Annotated in this window: 22 protein-coding genes; 9 read left to right on the plus strand and 13 right to left on the minus strand. The window is 40.6% G+C overall.

Annotated elements, in window-relative coordinates:
- Positions 1–153: 153 nt before the first annotated feature.
- The 3 genes from V7K55_RS23245 to V7K55_RS23255 all read right to left on the minus strand — a co-directional run bounded on the left by V7K55_RS23245 (position 154) and on the right by V7K55_RS23255 (position 4,380).
- Positions 154–1,137, minus strand: coding sequence for an RNA polymerase sigma factor, RpoD/SigA family (locus V7K55_RS23245; protein ID WP_334835029.1), 984 nt, complete (start codon positions 1,135–1,137; stop codon positions 154–156).
- Between the two features lie 592 nt (positions 1,138–1,729).
- Positions 1,730–3,460 (minus strand): ATP-binding protein, encoded by a 1,731-nt coding sequence (locus tag V7K55_RS23250; RefSeq protein WP_334835051.1) that lies wholly within the window; start codon positions 3,458–3,460, stop codon positions 1,730–1,732.
- A gap of 125 nt (positions 3,461–3,585) precedes the next feature.
- The gene (locus V7K55_RS23255; protein ID WP_334835030.1) at positions 3,586–4,380 is read right to left on the minus strand and encodes a glutathione S-transferase family protein; all 795 of its coding nucleotides are present in this window, start codon (positions 4,378–4,380) and stop codon (positions 3,586–3,588) included.
- A 726-nt stretch (positions 4,381–5,106) separates the two neighbouring features.
- On the opposite strand from V7K55_RS23255, the gene V7K55_RS23260 reads away from it, so the two are divergent.
- Entirely contained in the window at positions 5,107–5,937 is an 831-nt protein-coding gene (locus V7K55_RS23260; protein ID WP_334835031.1) for a fasciclin domain-containing protein, read from the plus strand.
- Between the two features lie 297 nt (positions 5,938–6,234).
- Here the strand turns inward: V7K55_RS23260 and V7K55_RS23265 are convergent, their stop codons facing one another.
- A complete protein-coding gene (locus V7K55_RS23265) occupies positions 6,235–7,131 on the minus strand; it encodes a polysaccharide deacetylase family protein (protein WP_334835032.1) in 897 nt (298 codons plus the stop codon).
- A 445-nt stretch (positions 7,132–7,576) separates the two neighbouring features.
- Between V7K55_RS23265 and V7K55_RS23270 the strand changes: the two genes are divergently transcribed.
- Positions 7,577–7,720, plus strand: a complete 144-nt coding sequence (locus V7K55_RS23270) for a metallothionein (RefSeq protein WP_442940809.1) — start codon at positions 7,577–7,579, stop codon at positions 7,718–7,720.
- A gap of 217 nt (positions 7,721–7,937) precedes the next feature.
- Here the strand turns inward: V7K55_RS23270 and hemL are convergent, their stop codons facing one another.
- A complete protein-coding gene (gene hemL / locus V7K55_RS23275) occupies positions 7,938–9,236 on the minus strand; it encodes a glutamate-1-semialdehyde 2,1-aminomutase (RefSeq protein ID WP_334835035.1) in 1,299 nt (432 codons plus the stop codon).
- 106 nt (positions 9,237–9,342) lie between these two features.
- On the opposite strand from hemL, the gene V7K55_RS23280 reads away from it, so the two are divergent.
- The 3 genes from V7K55_RS23280 to V7K55_RS23290 all read left to right on the plus strand — a co-directional run bounded on the left by V7K55_RS23280 (position 9,343) and on the right by V7K55_RS23290 (position 11,159).
- Positions 9,343–9,537: a ChaB family protein gene (locus tag V7K55_RS23280; RefSeq protein ID WP_094330867.1), complete on the plus strand. Its 195-nt coding sequence runs from the start codon at positions 9,343–9,345 to the stop codon at positions 9,535–9,537.
- A 95-nt stretch (positions 9,538–9,632) separates the two neighbouring features.
- Positions 9,633–10,283: a bifunctional phosphoribosyl-AMP cyclohydrolase/phosphoribosyl-ATP diphosphatase HisIE gene (hisIE, locus tag V7K55_RS23285; protein ID WP_334835036.1), complete on the plus strand. Its 651-nt coding sequence runs from the start codon at positions 9,633–9,635 to the stop codon at positions 10,281–10,283.
- A 657-nt stretch (positions 10,284–10,940) separates the two neighbouring features.
- On the plus strand, positions 10,941–11,159 hold the full coding sequence (locus tag V7K55_RS23290) for a hypothetical protein (protein WP_094330884.1): 219 nt from the start codon (positions 10,941–10,943) through the stop codon (positions 11,157–11,159).
- A gap of 340 nt (positions 11,160–11,499) precedes the next feature.
- On the opposite strand, the gene ftsH3 is transcribed toward V7K55_RS23290, so the two are convergent.
- The 4 genes from ftsH3 to V7K55_RS23310 form a co-directional block, all read right to left on the minus strand.
- Complete coding sequence (ftsH3, locus tag V7K55_RS23295) at positions 11,500–13,341, minus strand: ATP-dependent zinc metalloprotease FtsH3 (protein WP_334835037.1); 1,842 nt, start codon at positions 13,339–13,341, stop codon at positions 11,500–11,502.
- A gap of 111 nt (positions 13,342–13,452) precedes the next feature.
- Positions 13,453–14,247, minus strand: a complete 795-nt coding sequence (locus tag V7K55_RS23300; protein WP_334835038.1) for an aminotransferase class IV — start codon at positions 14,245–14,247, stop codon at positions 13,453–13,455.
- Positions 14,248–14,264: 17 nt separating this feature from the next.
- Positions 14,265–14,684, minus strand: coding sequence for a GNAT family N-acetyltransferase (locus V7K55_RS23305; protein WP_334835039.1), 420 nt, complete (start codon positions 14,682–14,684; stop codon positions 14,265–14,267).
- 187 nt (positions 14,685–14,871) lie between these two features.
- Positions 14,872–15,657, minus strand: coding sequence for a hypothetical protein (locus V7K55_RS23310; RefSeq protein ID WP_334835040.1), 786 nt, complete (start codon positions 15,655–15,657; stop codon positions 14,872–14,874).
- 420 nt (positions 15,658–16,077) lie between these two features.
- Here V7K55_RS23310 and V7K55_RS23315 point away from each other — a divergent pair, with 420 nt between their 5' ends.
- The 3 genes from V7K55_RS23315 to V7K55_RS23325 all read left to right on the plus strand — a co-directional run bounded on the left by V7K55_RS23315 (position 16,078) and on the right by V7K55_RS23325 (position 18,519).
- Entirely contained in the window at positions 16,078–16,536 is a 459-nt protein-coding gene (locus tag V7K55_RS23315) for a hypothetical protein (protein ID WP_334835041.1), read from the plus strand.
- A 136-nt stretch (positions 16,537–16,672) separates the two neighbouring features.
- Positions 16,673–17,551: a hypothetical protein gene (locus tag V7K55_RS23320; protein ID WP_334835042.1), complete on the plus strand. Its 879-nt coding sequence runs from the start codon at positions 16,673–16,675 to the stop codon at positions 17,549–17,551.
- The gene (locus V7K55_RS23325; protein WP_334835043.1) at positions 17,548–18,519 is read left to right on the plus strand and encodes a hypothetical protein; all 972 of its coding nucleotides are present in this window, start codon (positions 17,548–17,550) and stop codon (positions 18,517–18,519) included. Before V7K55_RS23320 ends, V7K55_RS23325 begins: the two co-directional genes overlap by 4 nt.
- Positions 18,520–18,849: 330 nt before the next feature.
- Here the strand turns inward: V7K55_RS23325 and V7K55_RS23330 are convergent, their stop codons facing one another.
- Positions 18,850–19,488 carry an FMN-binding negative transcriptional regulator gene (locus V7K55_RS23330; RefSeq protein ID WP_334835044.1) on the minus strand — a complete coding sequence of 213 codons (639 nt, stop codon included), beginning with the start codon at positions 19,486–19,488 and terminating at the stop codon, positions 18,850–18,852.
- Positions 19,489–19,580: 92 nt separating this feature from the next.
- Positions 19,581–22,211 (minus strand): DNA polymerase III subunit alpha, encoded by a 2,631-nt coding sequence (locus tag V7K55_RS23335; protein ID WP_334835046.1) that lies wholly within the window; start codon positions 22,209–22,211, stop codon positions 19,581–19,583.
- 192 nt (positions 22,212–22,403) lie between these two features.
- Between V7K55_RS23335 and V7K55_RS23340 the strand changes: the two genes are divergently transcribed.
- Positions 22,404–23,696: a dicarboxylate/amino acid:cation symporter gene (locus V7K55_RS23340; protein WP_334835047.1), complete on the plus strand. Its 1,293-nt coding sequence runs from the start codon at positions 22,404–22,406 to the stop codon at positions 23,694–23,696.
- 20 nt (positions 23,697–23,716) lie between these two features.
- Here V7K55_RS23340 and V7K55_RS23345 read toward each other — a convergent pair whose 3' ends face one another.
- Positions 23,717–23,896, minus strand: a complete 180-nt coding sequence (locus V7K55_RS23345) for a hypothetical protein (RefSeq protein ID WP_334835049.1) — start codon at positions 23,894–23,896, stop codon at positions 23,717–23,719.
- A gap of 348 nt (positions 23,897–24,244) precedes the next feature.
- Positions 24,245–25,156, minus strand: a complete 912-nt coding sequence (locus V7K55_RS23350) for a calcium-binding protein (RefSeq protein ID WP_442949109.1) — start codon at positions 25,154–25,156, stop codon at positions 24,245–24,247.
- Positions 25,157–25,205 lie beyond the last annotated feature (49 nt).

A 25,205-nucleotide genomic window follows, 5' to 3' on the forward strand; every position in this document is an offset into this window, starting at 1 on the left:
GGGAATCTTGTTTTTTACTTTTTAATAAATAAAAATACTGATACTATTTTCTCGGATTTATCGCCGTAGAAATACAGCCTTAGATAAAAAATCGCCCCCTGAATTCAGGAGGCGCATCACAGTCTAGAGACGCGGGGTTTCGCGTCTCCATATTTAACTAGCAATGTATTCTTGGACATTGGCGCGACGGCGACGCAGATGAGCCAAAGCCTGATGCTCTAGTTGACGGACACGTTCGCGGCTAAGATTCAATCTCTCGCCCACTTTCGCCAATGACATTTCATTACCATCTTCTAAACCAAAGCGTAGAGCTAAAACTTCTCGCTGTTGCGGGGTTAGTTCTGCTAGTAGGTTGTTTAAATCTTGGCGTAAGAATTCCTGGTTGGTGTAATACTCTGGTGACGGGCCGCCATCTTCGAGCATTTCTTGCAACTCAGTATCCTGATTCTCGCCAACTTTAACATCCAAAGATACTGGTTGACGCGCCATGTTCAGGTACTCGCGAATCTGAACAGGTTCTAGTTCCAGTTCTTTAGCAATTTCGGCTGGAGTAGGCGATCGCCCCAAGGTTTGAGCCAACTCACGCTGCACTTTCTTGATTTTGTTCAGTTTTTCGGTGATGTGAATCGGTAAGCGGATAGTACGTCCTTGTTGTGCGATCGCGCGGGTAATAGCTTGGCGAATCCACCAGTAAGCATAAGTCGAGAACTTATAACCCCTCATTGGGTCGAATTTCTCCACACCCCGCTCTAATCCTAGTGTTCCTTCCTGAATCAAATCCAGAAATTCCATATTCCGCTTTTGATACTTTTTCGCAATAGCAACGACCAAGCGCAAATTCGCTTCGATCATTTTTTGCTTTGCCCGCTTACCTTGCGCTACAGTTTGCTGTACTTCAGTTTCTGATAATTGAACCACGTCAGCCCACTCTGACATATCCGGTTCGCGGTGCAGTTTCTTCGCCAAAACCTCTTTGGCATCGATGAGTGTCATCATTTGTTGAACCTGCTTCCCAAAGACAATCTCTTGTTCGCGGGTTAGCAGTGGTACACGACCAATTTCTCGCAGATAGGTTCGCACCATATCAGCCGTGAATCTGGTGTTGAGGTTTTCCGTTTGGGTATTGACAGTAGGCATTGGTGCGTCGTCCTCTAGACCGTAAATATACTGTATATTTTCTTACTAAAATGCATGGATAAAGATAGTAAATCTATCATGAAATATCGGGAGTTACTAAAAGCAATTATCAATTGATATAGACTTTGTTAAGACGGTAAACCCCCAAGATAGGTTCCCCTGTCTTGCCTAAATTTTTTAATCTCTTATAAGCACACTGGTTGTTTTTGAGAATTCTTATTTTAGGCAGTTAATCACAGCGATTAGTAAATCCGAAGTCGGTATGAGTTCTACTTAGCTTTATCTTACGATAAATCAGGCAGATAGTAAAGTATCTTAAGATAAAGCTTTCAATTGTAATTCAAAATTGGCCATTTGTAAAAATTTTTCAGCTTCCTTGAAATTACTTACTATATCTATAGTGACCCCAAAGACCCCTCTTCTGTTGCCAAAAACTAGCCGGATAACCGAACTTAATTTGCTGGGAGAATGGAGGGTTGTTACGAATTGGGGATTGGTCGGTAGCAGATTAATCTTGATGTAGATTAAACCAATGACTTACCGTAGGGTAAGAAAAATGACCAATGACCAATGACTAATGACAAATAACTATTTAAAATCCCAAGTCAGCTTTAGCGAGTTCAGCCGCAGCGAATACTTCTGCATCAGGTTTTTCTTCCCAGGCTGGCTCACCAATTTCTTCGTAAAAAGTTGCGTCGTAGGGACGGGTACGCACCACCACCGGCATGGGAACGGCATGACCCAAAATTAAAGCTTGCTGCTTCGAGTCTAACTTTGCCAGTACCGATCGCAGTCCGCTACCACCAGATACACCCGTAAAAATCGCGTCAATGTCTTTTTCGTCATTGAGCAAAGCGGTAATGCGAGTTCCAATCTGGGACATAATTTCGTTATCTATGCCTGATGGACGTTGATCTACTACCAAAAGTGTGACGAAATACTTCCGCAGTTCGCGGGCAATAGTGCCAAAGATAGTGCTTTGTACCACTCCTGGATCTAGGAAGCGGTGCGCCTCTTCAATAGTAATCATTAACGGCGTGGGGCGATCGCTAGGATTTTTGCTTTGCAGGAATTTATCTGCTTTTTTGACGTAATGCTCGTGGATACGTCGGGTGATCATATTCGTCACCAACATATAAGAGAGCATATTAGACTGGGAACCAAATTCTATCACAACATTCTTCCCAGATTCCAGACATTGCACAATTTTACTAATATAATTTTGGGGGCAAACCGCTCGCATATACTTCAAGCTGTCCATCCGCAAGAGTTTGCGCTGCAATGCCATAATCGAGCCTTTATGTCCGCGCTTCTCGTCGCAGAACATCTCGATTTCTTCGTTAGTCATGTTCAGCAGCTGGACAATCCAAGACTTGCCAAACTCGCTATATAGAATGTTGGCGTTATCCAAGGCTGCATCAGAGAGTCCTAAATCTCGGCTACATAACTTAATATCTTCAACTTCAATTTGCTCGTAACTCAAATAAAGTTCTTGAGCATCACGCACACCCCGCCGCTTTGTCGATTCGGGGTCAAGGGTATAAACTTCCACCTTACTAGGGAAAAGCTGCTTCAATCCCTTAACTGTACTTACATTCTTTCCTTCTGCGACGGCTTCCCAGCCATACTCAGAGTGCATATCAAAAATCAAATTGACTGCCGCGCTTTTACGGATAACGCCAGCTAAAAGTAACCGCGTTAGGAAGGATTTACCAGTACCAGATTTTCCGAAAACCCCATTACTCCGTTCCACGAAGCGGTTTAAATCGATACAAACTGGCACATCCATATCCAAAGGTTTCCCGATGGAAAAATTGCGCCTTTGGGGGTCATCTTCCCAACCAAACACGCGGCGAAAATCGTCAACACTGGCATCGTAAACTTGACTAAAGTGGCTAGGAATAGTTTTAACAGGTAACAATTCCATTGTCGTGCTGGTTTGTGGCACAAATGAAGCCAAACCCGTCACCGATGGGATAAAGGGATTTGCCGATTTGCCATTTGTTGGCGAGAAAGATTCTTCAGATTCGGGAGTGAACATCAACATCGGCGCGAGGTTGATAGTACCATAAGTACCACTTCCGGCTAAAACATCTCGTAAAAAAGTGTCTTCCCAACTGGGGGGATTTGCAATAATTCTGGCATTAGCTGCTCCTAATGCTACATCTGTCAGCATACAAAAAAAGCGCGATCGCATCCCTTGCACAACAAGAAACTTACCAACCCGCATATCTTCCACAGAAATGTCAGGATGCAATCGTACTTCTAAACCTTCAGTTAGAGAACCTTGAATGACCGAACCTAACGGCTGTCCCGAATTCATCTGATTTGTCATTTGTCATTTGTCATTGGTCATTGGTTATTGGTCATTAGTTATTGGTCATTGGTCATTCTCCACCCTGTGCCTCATACCCAATGTCCCATGCCCAATGCCCAATGCCCAATTATCTAATCAATCTGAATCGAAGTTGGCGCACCTCCTGCGGCTGAGGTGCTACTGATTAATGGTTTACGGAATTGAGCGTAAATGCGATCGCGCCAGGTAAAGAATGGTTCATAATCTATATTCTCTGAAAAGATTGGTAATCCTTTACCTCTAATGGAAGCTGGTAAATCTAGATAGGGGCCAGAGGGGAACTTGAGTAATATCGATAAGCCAGCTACTGCCAAGTCAGCTAAAGTTGGCTCATCTCCAGTTAAATAAGGACTATCTGCCAATAATAACGTTAACGCTTCTAAGTCTTGTTTTAAAGATGCGATCGCTGATTGGATCACATCTGGACTATAACCTACCCCAAAACCCAACACTGTCAGTAAGTCAGTGGGTACTCCTCCAACTAGACTTTTAAATATGTCTGGTGTTGAGGTCGGTAATAAAGACTTGCGGAAATTTTGATCTTGACTTACGGCTGCAAATAGTGCTTTGCGGCCTTTGATGCCTATAGATTCATCAGCCCATTCTTCAATCAATAAAGTTAAACCACGTTTTTTGGGATCTTGCGGTATTATCGGGCGATCGGGATACTCTAAGTCTAAATACTTAGCTATTTCCGTAGAATCCGCAATATATTTATTCCGATCCTTTAATACTGGGACTTGTTTCTGACCAGTCAGCCGGAACAGTTCTACTTGTCCAATCCCAGGCGTAACCTCTATTTTGCGGTAATCTAGTCCTTTAAAATCTAGAATTAGGCGCACTTTCTCTGAGTATTGAGATAGTTCCCATTGGTATAATTCCAGCATGTTGTATACCTGATAACTGGTCAACTTCTTAAACTTTATAATTGTATCTTTAGTTAAAGTAATTTTTCTTTACATTAGTTGAGTTGCTTTTTGTCTACCTAATTGAGATTATGCTTGATTCTCAGCAAAGTTATGGATTTAAAAGGGATTATTTTCTGTATAAAACATCAAATAATCAAATAATTTAATTAGGGATACATAAAAAAACCTAACTGCCCAGTTGTAACTCTTCAGTAGTTACTTTAATTTCCGTTAGTGTAAAACTACGTTAATATGTCTAAGTAATTAATTTCTGTATTTTTGCTGAATCATCAATGGTTAATTCAGAGATATTGCCGGTTCTGTAAGGGATACAGTATTTTTTAATAGACTACTAATTTACAGATAAATTTGTATATAAATTGGCTTTCAAATAGAATATTTCTCACAGCTTATTCTAATTCACACCTTGTATACGTAAGGTAAATGTGGGATTTTCACGCCTCGTTACAGCAAGTGAGGCTTTTTCAGTTTTTATCAGTATGGTGCAGAAAATACACTCATTACAGAAAATATGTGCTAAATATATTTCATAACCTATCAGAGTAAGCCGAAGTTAGATATTTTACCTTCCCCGCAAAAATTATTCTGAGGAAAAGTTTTAGTTCCCTCTTCAGTTAGGTTTTCTGTATAGCAAAATGTTATAAATCTTTATGTAACGTGTGGACGAAAAGACAAACAAAATTTATGAAGACAAATTACAGCAAGTTGCTGATCGCATTAGCAGGCATAGCAGGATTTAGTAGTTTCAGCCTCGTTATTACTTTACCATCTGAAGCTAAAGAGGCACTAAATTCTAAACCCAGTATTTTCAACGAAGCCCCCTATAACAAGGGTCAACGCCTTCAAGTAAACTCTCAATACACGCCTACTGAAGCTGCTTCCGAAATAGAAAAGGGCAATACCAAGCGCAAACAAGTAGCACAGAAAAGTGGCGTAACAAATCCCAGACCAAGTATTTTCAACGAGCCTCCTTATAATCGTGGTGGTAGCGCTACACCTGCTGAACCAACACCCACCACACCAGGTACTATCCCGGGAACTCAACCCAGTGAGAAACCTACTACAACTCCACCAGGGCCAGGGGCAAGCGACAATCAAGGCAAAAACTTGTTAGCCTTGACAGAATCAAACGCTTCCTTTAAAACCTTAACCAAGGCTTTAAAAGCGGCAGGGTTGACCGGGGCTTTGCAAGGAAAAGATAATTTAACTATTTTTGCACCCACTGATGCAGCTTTTGCTAAGTTGCCAGCAGATGCTTTGCAAGAATTATTAAAACCAGCCAACAAGGAAGTATTGCTCAAAATCCTAACTTACCATGTAGTAGCTGGTAAGGTATTGTCAACTGATTTAAAATCTGGTGAAGTTAAAAGCCTTGAAGGTGGCACAATCAACATTAAAGTTGATCCTGCTACTGGTGTGACTGTCAATGATGCTAAAGTGACACAAGCAGATATCACAGGCTCTAACGGTGTAATCCACGCAATTGACCAGGTGATTTTGCCTCCTGACTTGTAGCTTTTAGATATTAGTACAATCAGTAACAGAATTAAGTCGGCATAAAGTATTAATACATAAAAATTCCGTCCAAGTGTTAATTTTGGACGGTCTTTTTGTAATAACGGTAAGTTAAATTGGCTATCACACCCAATACTTCTTGGTTAAAGGGAAAAGGGTAAAATAATATCTTTGGTTTATAGCTTAACTCTTTGTCAAAGTTATTTTTTAACTTAAACGCATTCGCAGAGCATCTCGTCACTACCGCAAACAAAGAAATGCTTAACAAAACTGTATCGGTACTCAAAAAAAGTGGTGTTATTTTTTGTGTGCAATCAGCCTTTGGTCTTTATCTTGCATTACTAAAAGTTCAGGGATAGTAACAAAGCTATAGCCTTGTTTCCGAAAGTTGGCAATGATTTCTGGTAAAGCTTGTACGGTTTTAGAGCGATTACCACCACCATCATGCATCAACACAATCCCACCGGGTTTAGCTTTTCTGAACACATTATTAATTAACTTTGGTACAGCAGGACGCGAGTAGTCTACAGAGTCTGATGACCAGCGAATAATGGCATATTTGTTATTTCTGGCGTAATCAGCCACCCCATTGTGCATAATTCCTCCTGGTGGTCGAAATAGATTTGTTTTAATCCCTGTAACTTGATAAATCAGGTCTGCTGTGTGGTTAATTTCATAAGCGGCTGCTTGGGGATTCATGAATTGATACCAATGATGCCAAGTATGATTGCCAATTACGTGACCTTCAGCAATCTCCCGTTTTACTAAGCTTGGATAATTCTTCACATTTTGCCCAATGAGGAAAAATGTCCCTTTGACTTGATTTTGTTTAAGAATATCCAGTACTTGCGCGGTACTCTCGGGCCATGGCCCATCATCAAAGGTGAGAGCAATTACTTTCTGTTCGGGAGTAAGTTTTGCAGCATCAATTGTTGTCCCTTGAAAGCTTGGTGGCACAGCATAGGCAAGACCCTTTGTTTGTGCTTGCTGCTGCCAACTTTTCAGCATTATTGCTTTTAGTTCTTCAATCTGCTGTTGAATTCCAATCTTAGCTGGTGGATTGTTTACATTTATATTTTCTGTACTTTGAGCCTCAGATGAGCTTGACTTAATAAGCATCATCGTAGTAGTACTCAAGACAAGCAACGCCATCAATATTTTTTGCACACTAAAAAATGACTTATTGTCCTCCACTTCATAGCTCCTTCAATGGTCGAACCGTTTTTTTCACAACACTTCCGACAGTTTTTATCTTCTTATAAACATTGCCATGCAAATTACGCCATGATTGGTAATATCTTTTAAAGTTAGCTCCAACCCTGACTCATAAAAAATACCTTATCCGTCGGGTAATCTAAATATCATAAATAAAACCCTCACATTGAAGGTGAGAGCCTTCTTTCTGTAGACTATGAGGGATGAGAGGAATTTAGAGAACTATAAAAAGCAATTAATTTTGCCTTATTAACATGAATATGGTTAATGTAGTTTAAATATTGCATATCTCATTGACGAAGCCATTGCGAAATTATGACGAAGGTGTGACCTTACTTGAGTGATGAAAGCACAGGGCATATCTGTATTATTATTAGAATAATCTCAACAAAAAATGGAGAAAGTTATGACAACTGTAACCCAAATGAAATGTGCCTGTTCAACTTGCCTGTGTATCGTTTCAGTTGAGGATGCTATTAAAGAGGACAGCAAATACTATTGCTCTCAAGGTTGTGCTGAAGGTCATAAAACTATCAAAGGCTGTAGTCACACCGGCTGTGGCTGTTGAGTAATGCTGAGTTACCGAAATTTAGATTGCGATGTGGCTCTCACTGCCTAACCCTTCTGGAAGAACAGTTAGGCAGTGAGATAGAATATCAACGACCGAAGTTCCGATGATCGGAAGCTGACACTCCAACTTCTAGCGATCGCTCACAGTAGTAATATAATTCCCAGTGAGCAACGCTGTAGGCGTTCTCTTTACTGAGTACTCAGCACTCTTTTGATCATAGACTAGACATTACATCGCGTGCAACTGCTAAAGTTTGGTCAATGTCTTCTTCAGTGTGAGCAAAAGACGTGAACCCAGCTTCAAATTGAGAGGGTGCTAGGTAAACACCACGCTCTAACATCCCTCGATGGAAGCGTCCGAATTTGGCTGTATCAGACTTTTTCGCATCTTCGTAGTTATGAACTGGGCCAGAGGTAAAGAATAAGCCAAACATTGCGCTGATTTGACCGCCGCAAGCCGCATGACCAGTTTCTTTAGCAATTTGCAGCAAACCATCTGCTAGCTTTTTAGTTATCCGCTCAAGATAATCGTAAGTACCTGGCTTTTGCAGCAATTCTAAAGTCTTAATGCCAGCAGTCATCGCTAAAGGATTACCAGAAAGAGTCCCAGCTTGATATACGGGGCCAGCAGGGGCAACCATTGACATAATATCTCGCCGACCGCCATAAGCTCCTACTGGCAAACCACCACCAATCACCTTACCCAAGGTTGTTAAATCGGGAGTAACCCCGAATTTTTCTTGAGCGCCACCGTAAGCAATGCGGAAGCCTGTCATCACTTCATCAAACACCAATAAGGCTCCATACTCGTGAGTCAGTTCCCGTAATCCTTCAAGGAAACCTGCGTCAGGGGCAATAAATCCAGCATTACCAACAACTGGCTCAAGAATAACGCCAGCAATCTCGTCACGGTTTTCTTCAAACAAGGCTTTGACGGCTTCTAAGTCATTGAAAGGCGCAGTTAGAGTGGTGCTAGTTGCTAATTTAGGTACTCCCGGTGAGTCTGGCAAACCAAGTGTAGCAACACCAGAACCTGCCTTTACTAGAAACGCATCGGCGTGTCCGTGGTAACAGCCTTCAAACTTGATGATTTTGTCTCGGTTGGTGAAAGCCCGCATTAGCCGTAAAACTCCCATACAGGCTTCAGTTCCAGAATTGACAAATCTGACCATTTCGATACTAGGAACGGCATCGATGACCATTTCTGCCAAAACATTTTCTAGCACTGAGGGAGCGCCGAAACTAGTGCCTTTTTCTAAGGCTTCATGCAAGGCTGCAATTACTTCTGGATGAGCATGACCGCAAATAGCTGGGCCCCAAGTGCCTACATAGTCTATATATTGGTTGCCATCTACATCCCAAATATATGCGCCTTTAACACGATCGAAAACGATGGGTTGTCCGCCCACAGATTTAAAGGCACGAACTGGAGAACTGACTCCTCCGGGCATGAGCTTTTGAGCAGCAGCGAAGACTTCTTGTGATTTTGTTGTTTTAATTGTGGTATTTACCAAGGTTCTCTCCTAACAGTGGGCAATAAAAAGCTCTATCTCAGGATAGGGTCAAAAATTGCTTAGAATTTCTATCCTATAGAATTAATAGAACCAAAAAAATAACAATATGTTATACAAGTCCAACAAAGACTTGCCTCTAGATATTCAAACTCGATTATCTGAAGCATACCAGGATCTTTACCGAGCGGCTTTTAACTCGGCCATCCATTGGTATGGTGAGGCATCAAAAGCTCATAAAGTCGCGTTGAGTGCTGTAAAAATGCAGTCTGCTATGGAGCGGAATGCACTTGTTTCAAGCTAGATAAGATAGTTAAATTCAAAAAAACATACCAGTTGCTCTATTCAGAATGGTATCGTGAATCCATAAGTTATTCTCATTAGAGCAAACTAGCTGGTATGTCTTCTAACGATTCGCGATCGCTGCATCACGCCATCCCTGTTGAAAAAATTCGCTACGATGAACGGGGTCTAGTGCCTGCAATTGTCCAAGATTATTTGGATGGTACTGTCCTGATGATGGCGTGGATGAATCAGGAGTCGTTACAAAAAACTTTAGAAACTGAAGAAACTTGGTTTTGGAGCCGTTCCCGGCAAGAATTATGGCACAAGGGGGCGACTTCTGGACACATTCAAAAAGTGCAGAGTATCCGTTATGACTGTGATAGTGATGCGCTGCTCATAGGGGTAGAGCAATTAGGAGATGTTGCTTGCCACACTGGAGAGCGCAGTTGCTTTCACCAAATAGAAGGGAATATTGTCCCACCACCAGGGGATACATTGTCGCAATTATTTCAAATAATATGCGATCGCCGCGATCATCCTACTGAAGGTTCTTATACCTGTAAGTTATTTGCCGGTGGCGATAATACAATCTTGAAAAAGATCGGTGAGGAAACCGCCGAGGTGGTAATGGCTTTTAAAGATGATGAAGCAGATGCGATCGCAGGTGAAGTGGCTGATTTGCTATATCATACTTTAGTTGCTTTAGCTCACCATAAAGTTGATTTGAAATCTGTGTATCGCAAACTCCAAGAACGTCGCCGATAAAGAATTATGGTGCTTGGACAAGTTAGATTGCCAACTGAGTCATTTTGTCATGGGTTAGTCTAGACTCCAGTATTTAATATTTCGAGATTCAAAGGGTATTAACTATGGGTTCAACACTACCAACTCCAGGAACAGCATTTGTACCCACCTATTGAGATGGCGCAGACACATAGAAAACATCTTTGTTAAAGGTTTGTTTGTTACCTGTTGCAGTTGTTGTCCTCCAAGTCGTTCAAAATTTCTATCAGAGTCGTCCTACTATCCACTTGGTTAATCCAGAAATCTAATTCATCGCGCGGTAGTGGCACATATCTGTGCGTCACTACGATTTTTTATAACGCATCTATCCTATGGAGTAATTTATACCAGGTAAAAATAAATATTTATATAGTTATTTAAAGATAATGTAATTTCAGCATTCAAACCCGACACTGGAATGCTGAGAACTCAAAGCATAGCCTCTATCAAAGGTGGCAGAACCAAAGGAGGAATGTCAAGGTTAGAGGATGTACCTTTAGGTATTGAAGTCAAGTAGCTGAAATATTTATTAATATTAAGAATAGGAAGTGTAAATTTGACATCAGGAGTCAGAAAAAATTCTTAATGGCAGCTATTTCGCATCAATCATCAAATTCCTCACCAACAGGACAGAAGATCGTGAAAGACCAAAAACCATCAGACTCTAAGGAATTCGTCGGAAATCTCAAGAATGGGATTTGGCTGTTTGGACTGTCATCCTGGGTATTCGGTATTACCGATCGCAGTATTGCTTCATTTGCAGATGGTTATCTATCGGCTTTGGATTTGACGCAACTATTCACGGCGGCTACGTTCTTTGTAGCGTGGCTATTTTTGAAACCGACATCTAGAGTTTAAGATCGGCAACTAGCCGAATATTGAGTAAAGATTCGGAAAAGTATCTAAAGGAGAACACCTTTGATCGCTATAAGGGGTGCTACACAGGATGCATCGACGCTTTCCTTTTAAAGTCAGAGTTCTAGCTTCATTGATTTGGGTGTATCTAAAAAATTTTCTAATTTTCCGGAATTGATTATGTTCAGATGGTAGTCTCTATCAGACAAGCGATTTATACTGAAACTCTATAACGAAACCTTCGGGGTATATAACCCCAAATAAAAAGCCCGGTCATCAAGACTGGGCTTTTATTAATAATGAGGAGGTGGGAATTGTTCTTAACTCCTCACTACTAATTAAATTAGGCAAAAGCAGCAGTTGTTACATCGTTATTCGATAGAATTTCTTGCAACTCTTCAGCGTCTACTGTTTCTTTATCAACCAACATTTGGGCGATTTGATCTAAGATGTGGCGGTTGCCTAGTAACACTTCTTTAGCCCGTGTATAGGCTACATCCACAAGTTTGCGGACTTCTTCATCAATGGCGGCGGCGGTTTCTTCAGAGAAATCACGCTCTGACATGATATCTCGTCCCAGGAACATGTTACCTTGCTGACGACCAAGAGCAACTGGGCCTAAGCGATCGCTCATGCCAAATCTGGTGATCATTTGACGCGCAACCCGTGCTACTTGCTGCAAGTCATTAGAAGCACCAGTGGTAACTTCTTCTTCACCAAAGATTAATTCTTCAGCAATCCGACCACCTAAAGCCACAGCCATCTGATTTTCCAGATAAGCGCGGCTATATAAACCAGTGTCCATCCGGTCTTCGCTGGGGGTAAACCAAGTTAAGCCACCTGCGCGACCACGAGGAATGATGCTAATCTTCTGCACTGGATCGTAGTCTGGCATTAAAGCACCAACTAAGGCGTGACCAGCTTCGTGATAGGCTACTAGGGTTTTGCGCTTTTCGCTCATTACCCGGTCTTTCTTTTCTGGGCCAGCTAATACGCGATCGATCGCGTCGTTGATTTCATCCATCGAAATCTCAGTCAAATTCCGGCGGGCTGCCAAAATTGCGGCTTCATTCAGTAGGTTAGATAAATCTGCGCCAGTAAATCCAGGGGTACGACGGGCGATTTTATCCAAATCTACATCTTTCGCCAGGGTTTTGCCACGGGCGTGAACCTTGAGAATTTCGCTGCGTCCAGCATAGTCGGGACGGTCTACCACAACTTGACGGTCAAAGCGACCAGGACGCAACAATGCTGCATCTAGGACATCAGGTCGGTTGGTAGCAGCAATAATGATGATGCCAGTGTTGCCTTCAAAACCGTCCATTTCAGTGAGCAACTGGTTGAGGGTTTGTTCCCGCTCATCGTTACCACCACCTAAACCGGCACCCCGTTGACGACCTACTGCGTCAATTTCATCAATGAAGACGATACAAGGAGCATTGGTCTTAGCTTGTTCAAACAAATCGCGGACGCGGGATGCACCCACACCGACGAACATTTCGACAAATTCCGAACCGGAGATTGAGAAGAAGGGTACACCTGCTTCACCAGCTACAGCACGAGCAAGGAGGGTTTTACCTGTACCAGGAGGGCCAACTAACAGCACACCTTTAGGAATTTTTGCACCAACGGCGGTAAAGCGATCGGCGTTTTTCAGGAAGTCTACGACTTCGTTTAATTCCAACTTGGCTTGGTCAATACCAGCGACATCGCCAAATGTCACCTGAGTTTGTGGTTCCATTTGCACTCTGGCTTTGGATTTGCCAAAGTTCATCGCTTGGCTACCTGGGCCACTTTGAGCGCGACGGAGCAAGAAGAATAAGCCAACCAAAAGCAATACAGGGAAAAATAAGCTGCTTAGTGCTTTAAACCAAAATCCTTCATCGGTTTGGGGCAGAACAGAAATATCAACGCCTTTTGAAGTCAGATTATTGATCAGGTCTGGATCGTTGACTAAGGTAACAATCTTTTTATTTGGGTCATATTTGGGTGTAACCAGTGCTGTAGAGCGATCTGCACTCAAACTGACTTTTTCTACTTTGCCTTGTTGAACTTCTTGAATAAAGCGACTGTATCGCCATGTCTCTCTGCTTTGGGGTTGTTTGTCAAAAAATGCTGTTCCCAGCGCAATGACGACAATAAACAGCAGCGCGTACAGCCCTGCATTTCTCCATCTTTTATTCACTAAGGTCTATCCTCCTGTATGTTTCGCGCCATCGCTTACCGTCTCTGCTCGGAAAGGTCATTATTAAGAATTATGTTAACTTATCTTAAGTGTAACAACGTGGCGTAGCTATCATGCTACAAAAAGCTCCCTGATTTGCTGAAAGCTAGGATGGTAGGGATTATATTGTAGCGACCCTGAAGGCTGATTAACGGTATGAATGGGAATAATTTCGACGATACTATTAGTGTAGGCGATCGCTTCAAATCTCTCGACTAGCTCCACTGTCCAAGCTTCTTCCCGCACTGGCTGTTGGTGGTTTTGTAACCAGTTTACAAGTTGCGATCGCACTATTCCCGGCAATATTCCTGCCTTGATTGGTGGTGTCCACCAAGTGCGATCGCACCATCCCCAAAGGTTGCCTGTACTGGTTTCTAGCCAATTTCCTTGAGCATCGACTAATATTGCTTCTTCAGCATCTAAGCTAGTTTTTGCCAACCAAGCACTCAAATAGTTTCCAGTTTTATGAGAGGGGAGAGAACGATAAAATTCCGAGCCAGCGACGGCACACACAACACCAGTTTTTTGTTTTTCTGTCAAATTTTGTGGTAAAAATCTACCTGTTATCCATTCCCGTCCATCGGGGAAAAGGGTAATTCTGAGAAGGGGGAAGTGGGTGAGGATAATTTCAGCGCCTTGATGCACACGATTCCAATCTGGTTGTTGCCAACCAAAAGATTGTATTGAGAAAAGTAAGCGATCGCAGTGTGCTTGCCAATTAGTTAAATTACTCTCTAGGGAGTTCTCATAAATCCGCAATGTTGTAAAAACAGTCGCTCCATAAAGTAACCCTGGATCGTTAATATCTAACTCTAAAGTTTGGGAGTGAATTAATTCACCGTTGTACCAAAAAATATCATTTTTCACAACCAGATTGCTTGTTCCTACAACTCTATTCCAAAGTGATGACTTGTAATACTCATACGCTCCATGAGATAAAACCTGTGAGCGCCAAATCGTTGAACCCCAGAATCAAGACTGAGGTGTTCACAGCCATGATTTTTAGCATATTCAATTAGCCATTGAAATAACTGTTTACCATAACCTTGAGATCGCTTCAACTCATCAACAACTAAGTCATCAACATATAAAAACTTTCCCAATGCTAAACACGTAGAGATGCGAAATCCAGCCACTGCAACAGCTTGCTCCTCTATTTCCAAGAATGCAAGTTGATATCCTTCTTTCATTTGATATCGAACTTGTTCTATAAACTTAGCCTCTTCAAGGTGAGGACGTAACAGGGAAATAACAGGAAAACATCCTAATATTTTAAAGTCAGATTTTGCCAATTGTATTGACATCAATATTACTCCTCATATTACTTTACTAGGCGATAGAGATGAGCGCAATTTCAGATAATTTTATTTTATTTGCAGTCAACTGCTATAGCGTTTACTAATCACATGAGGTACATCATAGTCCCCTCCTCGCTTGCGGGGAGGGGTTCTTGTACCTCACTCAACTGAGAACCGCTATATAAAGAACAACTTAATCTTTAGGTGGAAATAGAATTTTATTATTACCTTCAGGAGTTGTAATTACTTTTCCGCCCAAAGCTTCAATTTGCCTAATTGCTCGTTTCCGAGTTTTCTCATTAACTTGATTATTTAAAACCATTGCCCATGTAGAAATCTGAGCATATTTACTATTAGGATTTCGGCTCAAAAATTCCGCAGTTTTTTGGGAAGTATTAGCTACAAGCTGACTTTCTGGATCTGAGAAGTTACTAGCCCAATTTGCCGCCATTGTAAAAGACTTTTGGGAAGCTTTAGCGTCGCCTAAAAATAGTAACTCATCAACTCCTTTGTAACGCCATACGTAATAAGACTTTTCGGGGACGAAGGGAGATAGTGATTTTAAGCCTTTCTTTGATAGTGCGATCGCCCGTTCTGGCATAGCAGCATATAATGAAGTACTGATAGAAAGACTCCGATACGCTGCTAAAAATCGCGGGTCACGTTCTAGAATCACTTCAAAATATTCTGGACTTAAACCATAACCTGTTTTATCCCGAACTTCATCATCTCCGAAGTACTGGGAAAAATTGAGATATACCAAATCTGCAATGAAATTATCATAACCAAAACTAGGCGTTTTTTTGAGAAAATTAAGACGGAGACTTTCTGATTTTATTTCTTTTTCTAGAGTCTCTACAGAGACAGATTGTCTGCTAGCTATCAGTTTTTGCAATTGGGGAAATTGAATCAACGCAACTCCTAAAATACCCACACAAATTACAAAAGGTGTAGCAATGGCTTTACGTGGCAACAACATATTTTTTGTCTTCTCTAACACAAGCAACTCATTGTATATAATATAGTTATTGTAAAATTACTCAGCTATATAGTCACAGTAGCTTACACAGGAAAGCAGATACTATAGCAGGATATCTTTAGCTTAAGAGAAACTTAAAACAAGTATATTGTTATTCCGTGTATTTTATTATACATCTAAGCTTGAGTTTTTCGGGTGTAATTTACGCCTCCTGATTTACAGCATCTAAAATAAACTATTTTCTTTTTTGAGATGAAATTAGATTCTAGAAATCTAGCTTTACTTTTATTGAGTAACAAGCTATTAAATTATTAAGTTACTTTGGTATTACTTAGTTTTGTTAAGTAATGGCAGTAAAATTTATGACGTGGTTTAAAATTTGATTTTGTTCGCAATTAGACCTTTCTCCTCCTTAATCTTATGCTAGATACTGTAGTTACGAACAACTTGGAAAATAATAGTCTATCCATTCAACCAAAAAATAGTGATTTTAAAACAATAGTTACTAATCTCAACGCTGATAAAAAAGGAATGGATGTTGACGATATTATTAATGCCATTAAAACAGTAATCGTTGAAGCGATTGATTTAAAAATTACTACTTGGGTAGCAGAGTCATCGGAACAGCCACAAAATGAGATAGAAGCTGCAAAACCAGGCAATCGAATCTATACCCGAATTAATCTTGTTAGTGGCGATATCCAAAATGAAATTGGTAGTCAATTTACCGATAGTGGTTCCTATAAAGAAATTCGTGAATTTCATTTAACTCAAATTCGAGACGGTCGGGAGATTATTCACAAGAATATAGAAAGTGTAGAAAAATTGTATGGATTTTTTATGGAAATGGTGAAACATCACAAAAAGTCAGAACTTTAAGCATTCTTTGTTAGTTACCTATTAAAACTGAAGTGACTATACCAACTTCGCCAAATAGTTAGGTTAATTTGCTTGTGTCTAGCTATCCATAACAACGCTACAGTCAGATGAGTCAAAACTGTGAGAGGATGACACTATGTCTAATGAAACTCAAATTAAAGGCCAAAATAGTATTCAGACTCGAAATCGAAATGCTACTCAACCTCAAGATATTCAAAACCAAGCAAGAGGCTTGTTAAACAATTTAGTATCGTCTATACAAACATTAGTTTCTGACATCACAGCTTTAGAAGTGAATACGATGGTTGTGGACAGGATTAATGCTTCAAAATTTAATGCTTGGGAGGCATATCAAGAAATTTATTCTATACACGATCCAGACTACTTTGAGGCAAAAGGGATTCCAGAAGAAGGCTCTCAAGCTCAAGAACTGCGTAAGCGTTATAAAAGTCTATTCAACCAACTTGAAAGAGAATATTTTTATCTTCTTCTTGAGGAGGGTTCAGGTTTTTATAACCCACAGGATGATCGGGTAAAACGATATCGCCAGAGGCTGGAATATGCCAAGAAATATCAACCAAACCTAGTTGAAGCCGATCGGGAGAATGTGAAGCTAGCTGAACCAATATTACCTGCTCCAACTCCCGTTCTTGATGACGAAGATGGAAACAATCAACAAGATTGGATTGAAACTTTTAAAGAGATTCAAATACTTTTAAATAATGATAAATTCGGTCGTACCCTACGTAAAATGTCTGAACTAAAAGCTGCGCTTGACAGTAGTAATGTTCAAAGTACCAAAATTGATATTATTTATGCTCAAACTGTCATGCAGTTAGATGGAGATATTATCACTCGTTACCATAAAGAACTTTTTAATTTAACTGAAGAAGCTAAAAATTTAATTATTAATACACATAATCAAGGAGTGATTTCTGGAGAAAAGCAGTGGCGGGGAACATTTAGTTTTCTGATTAGTTTGATACAGGGTATCGCAAATTTAGCTCGACAATGAACGCCAACATAATAAAAACAGATAACCAAGCTGATGTTGTACTCTCTCTATTTATCCAAGTTCCTCAAGGCGATCGCTTTGAACTCAAGGTTGAGCGATCGCAGTGTAGTTTTTACCTCAATGAGCAAGTTGTAGAACAGATTCAGCAAGCACAAAAAACAGGTGTTTCTCTGTACATCCCACCGAAATTGATAATTCCTCTATGGTATTACGCCTGTTTTGGCAATAATGTTGTGTTCAGAAAAAAAGAAATTACTAAAAAACAGGTTAGTAATTTTTTTTACGTTGTTGTTATAGTCAATATTATAAAATATTTTCTGAGTAAAACCGCACGGAGCAAAGTAAGCTTACAGTCTGGACTTACCTTTAATTCCTATTATAAACAGGCTGAATCAGCTTCAGATGCTTATGAAGAGAAAGATATCATTTTGCAAAGTACCGTACTTATTCATGGTGATATATTCCACAAAATCAAGTTTGATTTTACGCAAAATTCCAACTGCTCAACAATTATCTCTGCTCATTATTGGCTGACTGAACAAATACTAAGTTGCTTTCGGACTAAGCTAAATCTAATAGTTTGGGAAGTAGCTTCGCTGTTTCCTGCTGGTTTAGTAGTCTACAATTTACATCTAGCAAATTGGATACTATCAATATTTGCTGGGATAGGCTTCACTATACTATTTGCTACTACTCGCTATGTTCTTGTCAATCAACTTCAAAGACGTACTTCCATTAACTCCAAATTTATAAATTGGTTAGCATGGACGCTGATTTGTCTTATCCCTATCGTTGTTGTTGGCGCTATTCATAGCTTTAGGGATGTTAATGCCTTATTATTGTCATTCTCGTCACTTATCGCCCCAAAACTTGCCGAGTACATTTTAAATTTTATCAGGCCATTAATTTGGAAAATTATTTTTATGTTGATTTGTGTCGTTAGAAGGATTTATAAATTTTTTGGGTAAATTATATTTTTATTTTTGCAAAAGTTGCCAACATTGCCCGGCGATCGCCCAATCTTCTTGAGTGATGTTTCAGGTAGAAGAAATTCCTCTAAGTAAAGCTGCGTTGCCTCTCTCAAGCTAGCAATTGCCTATTCGATTATCTCTCCCTGATCAACCGTACCAACTTCGGGACACTCAGCTATATACATATCGTCCTCTTTACAGCGCTTCCGGCTATTATGCAATACAGCTTTTCTCCTTTCCCCTATTATGCCAAGGTTTTCAGCTTTAAGGTGTACCTCAGAGCTGCCGGAAGTGCTGTATAAATAAGGACTGCAAAACTGCAAGTTTTCATCGTATTGTATCCTCATTCTTTTCAAGGTTTTGTTTCATCTCTACACCGACGGCACGAGCAGCTGGATCTGAACTTTGTAGCAGTGTACTTGAGACATTGTGCTGCTCAACTTGGCTTCGGTTTTGACTAAGTTTGTACTTGCCTTCCAAACGCGTAACAGTTATTTCAAATCCCACAATAGCATTCATCAAACCTTCACGAAATCCGTCAGATAAACCGTGCCAATGCGATTTATAGTCAGTTTCGTAGGTATCTATCATCTCGTTTATCATTTGGTTCATTGATTCTGGGGAGTCATTGAGCGTAATGACTTTGGGAATACCATAGGCATGAACAGCAATGTAGTTCCATGTCGGTACGCTCTCATGCTTTTCATACAAGGTAGGAGAAATGTAAGCGTGTGCCCCGGTGAAGATAGCAAGTAATTCAGTGTCAAGGGCTTGTGATTGAGGATTTTGCTTTGCCAAATGACCAATTAATTTAACAGCATCCCCTTGCGTGGCAATCACAAGAGGAACGTGTGAAGCATAAGGTACATCGTCTATAATCGATACCAATGTAGCGAAACTATTGGCTCTCATAAAGGCGATCAATTTATCAACATTATCTTCTTGAAAAGCGATTGGTCTATACATGGCGATTTAACCTCACTATCAACTTATAAAAGTCCCGTTAACTTTCATTCGTATAGCAAGCAGAGAATACCCAATTCTCACTACCCTTACTCTCATTCCGGTAAACCCTCAACTCGCATCAAATCCAATTCACGTTCAAATATTTCATCAATTGGCAACATTTGACCCTCAACAGTCATAAATTTATGGTCTTTTGTTGCTCGAATTAACGAACCATCTTCCAAACGATACTCAAATACTTCTTGTTCTCCGCGATCGTGCCACTGTGCCACAGGTTGCGTATAAATATTTCCATTATTATCAACACTGTACACATTACATTCAATGCGTTTTTCTACAATTTCCCCAATGGGCAACAATCCATATTCTACTGTTAATATTTCCGTGTCATAGCTTAAACAATATTCAGCAAACTTCAACATTTGCTCAAATAATTCATCTGCAACTTTTTTATGAACGCCATTTTTTGCAGCACCATCCACAAATTTTTCTCGCTGCTTTTGCATCTCCGAAACTTTCTTTTTACCCATCGCCCGCCGCAGCAAATCAGCTTGTCCTAATGAATATCCAGCCATATCCTGAGCAATTTTCATGATTTGCTCTTGATAGACCATAATTCCATAAGTTTCATCTAATATTGGTTCTAAAATAGTGTCTTGATAATCAATTTTTTCTCGCCCATGTTTGCGGTTAATAAACTTAGGAATCAACCCCGCATCTAATGGGCCTGGTCGATAAAGTGCTAAAATAGAAGAAATATCTTCTATATTAGAAGGCTTCAAATCGCGCACAATCTGACGCATCCCAGAAGATTCTAATTGAAATATCCCTTCTAACTCACCGGCTTCTAATAGTTCATAAGTTTTTTGCACATCTTTTGGTAAACTGCTATGTTCACCTTTAGCTAATATCCTCTGGGCTTTTCTTTCCTGGCGGGGAATTTCATCAGGATCGACCCGATATCCTCTAGTTTCTTGAATCAAATCAACGGTTTTTTGAATTAGCGTCAGATTCCGTAAACCCAAAAAATCCATTTTCAACAAACCCATTGATTCCAGGTCTTCCATGAAATACTGGGTAATTACTGAACCATCATTATTCTTTTGTAATGGCACAATTTCATCAAGTGGATCGGCAGAAATTACCACACCTGCTGCATGAACACCAAAAGTTTTGTTAGTTCCTTCAATTCGCATGGCCATATCAAGCCAATGGCGAACATGAGGTTCTTTATCATATTTTTCTTTAAACTCTGGTTCTGGAGTTTTATCGGAAACCATCACCTTGAGTTTCGTTGGTTTCCCCCGCACCACAGGGATCATTTTCGCCATTTTGTCAGCTTCCCCGTAGGGAATATTTAATACTCTGGCGACATCTTTCAAAACCGCTTTAGAAGTTAGGCGGTTAAAAGTAATAATTTGGGCAACTCTATCTGCACCATATTTATTAGTGACATATTCAATAACTTTATCCCGTTGTTCAATACAGAAATCCGTATCAATATCAGGCATGGATTTCCGCTCTGGGTTCAAGAAACGTTCAAATAGTAACCCATGATGTACAGGGTCAATATTAGTAATTCGCATTGCATAAGCAACTAATGAACCAGCCGCCGAACCCCGACCTGGCCCCACAGGAATATTATTATCTCTAGCAAATTTAATGTAATCCCATACAACTAAAAAGTATTTGGAAAAACCCATCTGCTGAATCATTTTCAGTTCGTATTCCAATCTTTCTTTATAGACGGAATCGACTTCTTGACGAGATTTGCGATTTAACCGTTCTAAAAGTCCACTCCACGCAACATCTTCGGCGTAAGTGTCAGCAGTATGACCAGAAGGAATGGGAGGTGTAGGAATCTGAGGCTCACCCATGATATGGTAAGGCTCGACTTTATCAGCGACTTCTTCAGTAGTTGCGATCGCTTCTACAATCACATCATTGGGCAAATGGTCGCGAAATAGCTGCTGCATCTCCTCACCAGATTTGAGATACTCTGTGCCGCTATAACGCATCCGCTTATCTTCAATAATTAGCTTGCCAGTTTGAATACATAGCAAAGCGTCATGGGCTTCAACGTCAAAACAAGAAATAAAATGTGAATCATTAGTAGCAATAATTTTAATCCCTAGTTCCCTCGCAATTTTGACTATTTCTACATTCACAATCCGGTCTTCTTGGAAACCGTGGTCTTGAATTTCTAGATAATAATCATCACCAAATACATCTTTATACCACTGAGCAACTTTTCGGGCGGCATCTGGTCTATTACTAAGAATCGCTTGGGGGACTTCTCCACCCAAACAAGCGCTGGTGACAATCAAGCCTTCATGATATTCTTTTAATAAATCTTTATTAATACAAGGACGAGAAAAAATTCCTTTACCTTGAACACCTTTAAGGTGAGAGATTGTGGTTAATTTGACTAAATTTTTGTAACCTTTGGTATTTTTAGCTAAAACGACTTGATGATATTTGGGGCGGCGTTCTTGTTTCTCAATATCGCCGTTGATAATATACATTTCATTGCCGATAATCGGCTTAATATTTTGACTACGGCAGATTTTGATCAGTTCAACCGCACCATACATGACACCATGATCGGTAAGAGCGATCGCTTTCATCCCCAGTGCGATCGCTCGATCCACTAACTCTGGTAGCTGACTCGCTCCATCTAGTAGACTGTAGTCACTGTGAATATGTAAAGGGACAAAGGACATAAGCATCTCCAACCACAAGCCAAGATATCTCTAGGGGTCTACCTTGTGGTATACCCTTTCAAGCCGGATTTTGCAAAGCAACGGAATATTACATTAGCAGTTTTTACCTAAAATTAAAGCTGTTCTTTTCCGAAATTATTATTGTCATCAGTGTTGTTTTAATAGTTACAGCAGTTAACCAGCATCTAAGTAATGAATCAAACAGAGAGTACTACTTCGCCTGAAACCAAAGCTCGCCCTTGGTGGCAGCGTATCCCTCTCACGTTACAAATTCTCATCGCCCTTGTAGCCGCAGTCAGCGTTGGAATTGCCCTCGGTGCGGGGAATCCGAATCCCAGCAACGCCACCTTAATCAATAATTTAGCAATTCCGGCTGATTTAGTGTTAAAGGCTCTCCGCGCCCTAGCTACGCCCCTGATTTTGGTAGCGGTGCTGCATACCTTAATGACTACCAATATCCCCGGTACAGCCGGACGACGACTGGCTGTACTACTTTTAACTAACACTACCGTAGCTATTTTAGTAGGACTTTTAGTCGCAAATGTGCTGCGTCCAGGGACTTGGGGCAATGTAACCACCCCAACAACTACACAAATAACTGCTCAGAGTATCGATCCTTGGGGAATCCTAAAAGATGCTGTACCAGAAGCTGTCCTCAAGCCATTAGTTGATAATAATGTCATCCAACTAATTGTTATTGCCCTGAGTTTTGGCATCGTCCTGCGGGCATTAAAATCTGAACAAATCGCCCAAGGAAAAAAAGAATACCAGCCGATAGAGGATGTCATCGGGATTTTATTTGAAGCGGTAGTCCGCGTCCTCAACTGGGTAATAGCCTTAGTACCTTTCGCCGTCTTTGGAATTGTTGCTAAAACTGTTGCTATGCAAGGATTTGCACCATTTAAATCTTTGGGTGCATTTATCCTAGCGGTGCTATTAGCACTGGCATTGCAAGCGTGCTACTACCTCACCAGAGTAAAATTTGGTTCTTGGGTACCTCCGTTAAAATTCCTCGCTGGTGGTTCTGATGCTTTTTTGACAGCTTTCTCAACTTCTTCCTCGGCGGCGGCAATGCCTGTAACCTTTGAGGTTTTGCAAACAAAAGTTGGTTTAAGGGAATCTTCTGCTGCTTTGGGGGCATTAGTCGGGGCTAATTTCAATAATGATGGCACTGCCCTTTATGAAGCAATGTCTGCGTTGTTTATTTCCCAACTAATTGGACAACATCTAAATCTGGGACAACAATTAATTGTCATCCTGACCTCGATTTTTGCCTCTGTAGGTGCGGCAAATATTCCTAATGCGGGACTGGTGACAATGACACTGGTGTTCACTTCTGTAGGCTTACCTACCCAGTACATCGCTTTGCTAGTTACTGTAGACTGGTTTCTTGATCGCTGCCGCACCATGATTAATGTCATGGGGGATATGACTGTCAGTGCTTTACTTGACGGCAAAAAGCCTCGTTCTGTAGACGAGGCTTAGTTTGACGGCTTTTTAGGTAGCTAATGCTGTTGAGGCCCTTTGGCATCACATTCTTTAGCCCAACAGCGTTCTAGAAGTCGAAGATGCCAGATCAATGCAAAGCGTTGGGGATTTAGTACTAATTTAGTATCGCGACTAAATAAAGGCTGGTTCAGATATTGCCAAAGGGGAAATTTAATTTTGGTGTGTTTTGGAGTCATAAGAGCAACAAATATTATAAAAGTTTAGTGGCCATAGTTGGCATTTTGTCTAGCAATAGCCCGATATGTTTTTCTAGTTAAAGACTACACTGCGGTTTTACAATTGTCCTGGTAAAAATTGCGGAATTTCACAAAGTGAATTTATGTTATTTCCGGTTTAATACTTAAATTACACCCACCATTTCTTGGATTCAATGAAATTTCGCATCTCTACATAAGTAAGCTGGCGCAATTAAAGCTAACTGGCGAACGCGAATAGCAGCGACCACAATAGAAGGCTGTCCTTTGTCATTAATTATTAATTATTTTCGGGGCGCAAGGTTTTGGTTTTGCGCCCCGACTTTGATATTAGACGATAGTGAAATTAGCAGCAGTTAGTGTGGTAGTGTTAATCCCAGTCAGGGTTGCCAAAATTTCATCGGTAGCCGTCACTACGATCTTGTTACTAGTGAAACTTAGTTGATTGAAGGTCAGTCCACCAGACAAGCCAATCAAGTCATCGCCCTTTGAGAAGTCGGTAATAGTATCACCGATATCGCTCAAGCCTTGATAAATGAACATGTCATCACCGCTACTGCCAGTCAAAGTATCCTTACCTATACCACCAACGATAACGTCATTACCAGCATCACCAATGAGGCTATCGTTACCAGTTCCACCGCGGAGTAGATCGTTACCACTCTTGCCATTGATGCGGTCATCACCACCCTGACCATTGATAACATCAGATGAGTTGTCAAAACCATTGATATTATTGTTCAGGTCATTCAGAAAGGTGACTGTGTTTTTGTTGAAGATGGTGCTTTGGGTGGAGTTAGCATTCAGGACATCAAAGCCATCAGTAATTGTAGTTTGCCCATCAAACAGGATATTGCCAACTGCTGATAGGTTATCTAGTTTTTCCAGAGTAAAGTTTTGTAGGATAACTTTTTCACCAGTCATCCCTTCAAAATTGATTTCTAGATTGTTACTATTTTGAGTGAGTAGTAGATTTCGGGCAGTTAAGCCTGAACCTTGGAATTTTAGGGTATCCACTTCGGCGATGATTGCTGCCAATGGGTTTGAGCCTTTGCCTACACCACCAAAATCGGTGATGGTATCAACACCGTCACCTAAGTTGTAAACAAATTTATCTTTGCCTTTGCCACCTGTGAGGATATCGCTACCAAGATCGCCAGATAACACATCGTTGCCATTACCGCCATTGATGTAAACTAATCGGCATTTAAGCTGCATAATATAAATGCAGAGTCGATTCAAAGTAACTATGCCACCACCAGCCAAAAATTTTTTAACTTCGTCAGAAGTT

The organism is Nostoc sp. (genome assembly GCF_036919895.1).
GTDB lineage: Bacteria > Cyanobacteriota > Cyanobacteriia > Cyanobacteriales > Nostocaceae > Nostoc.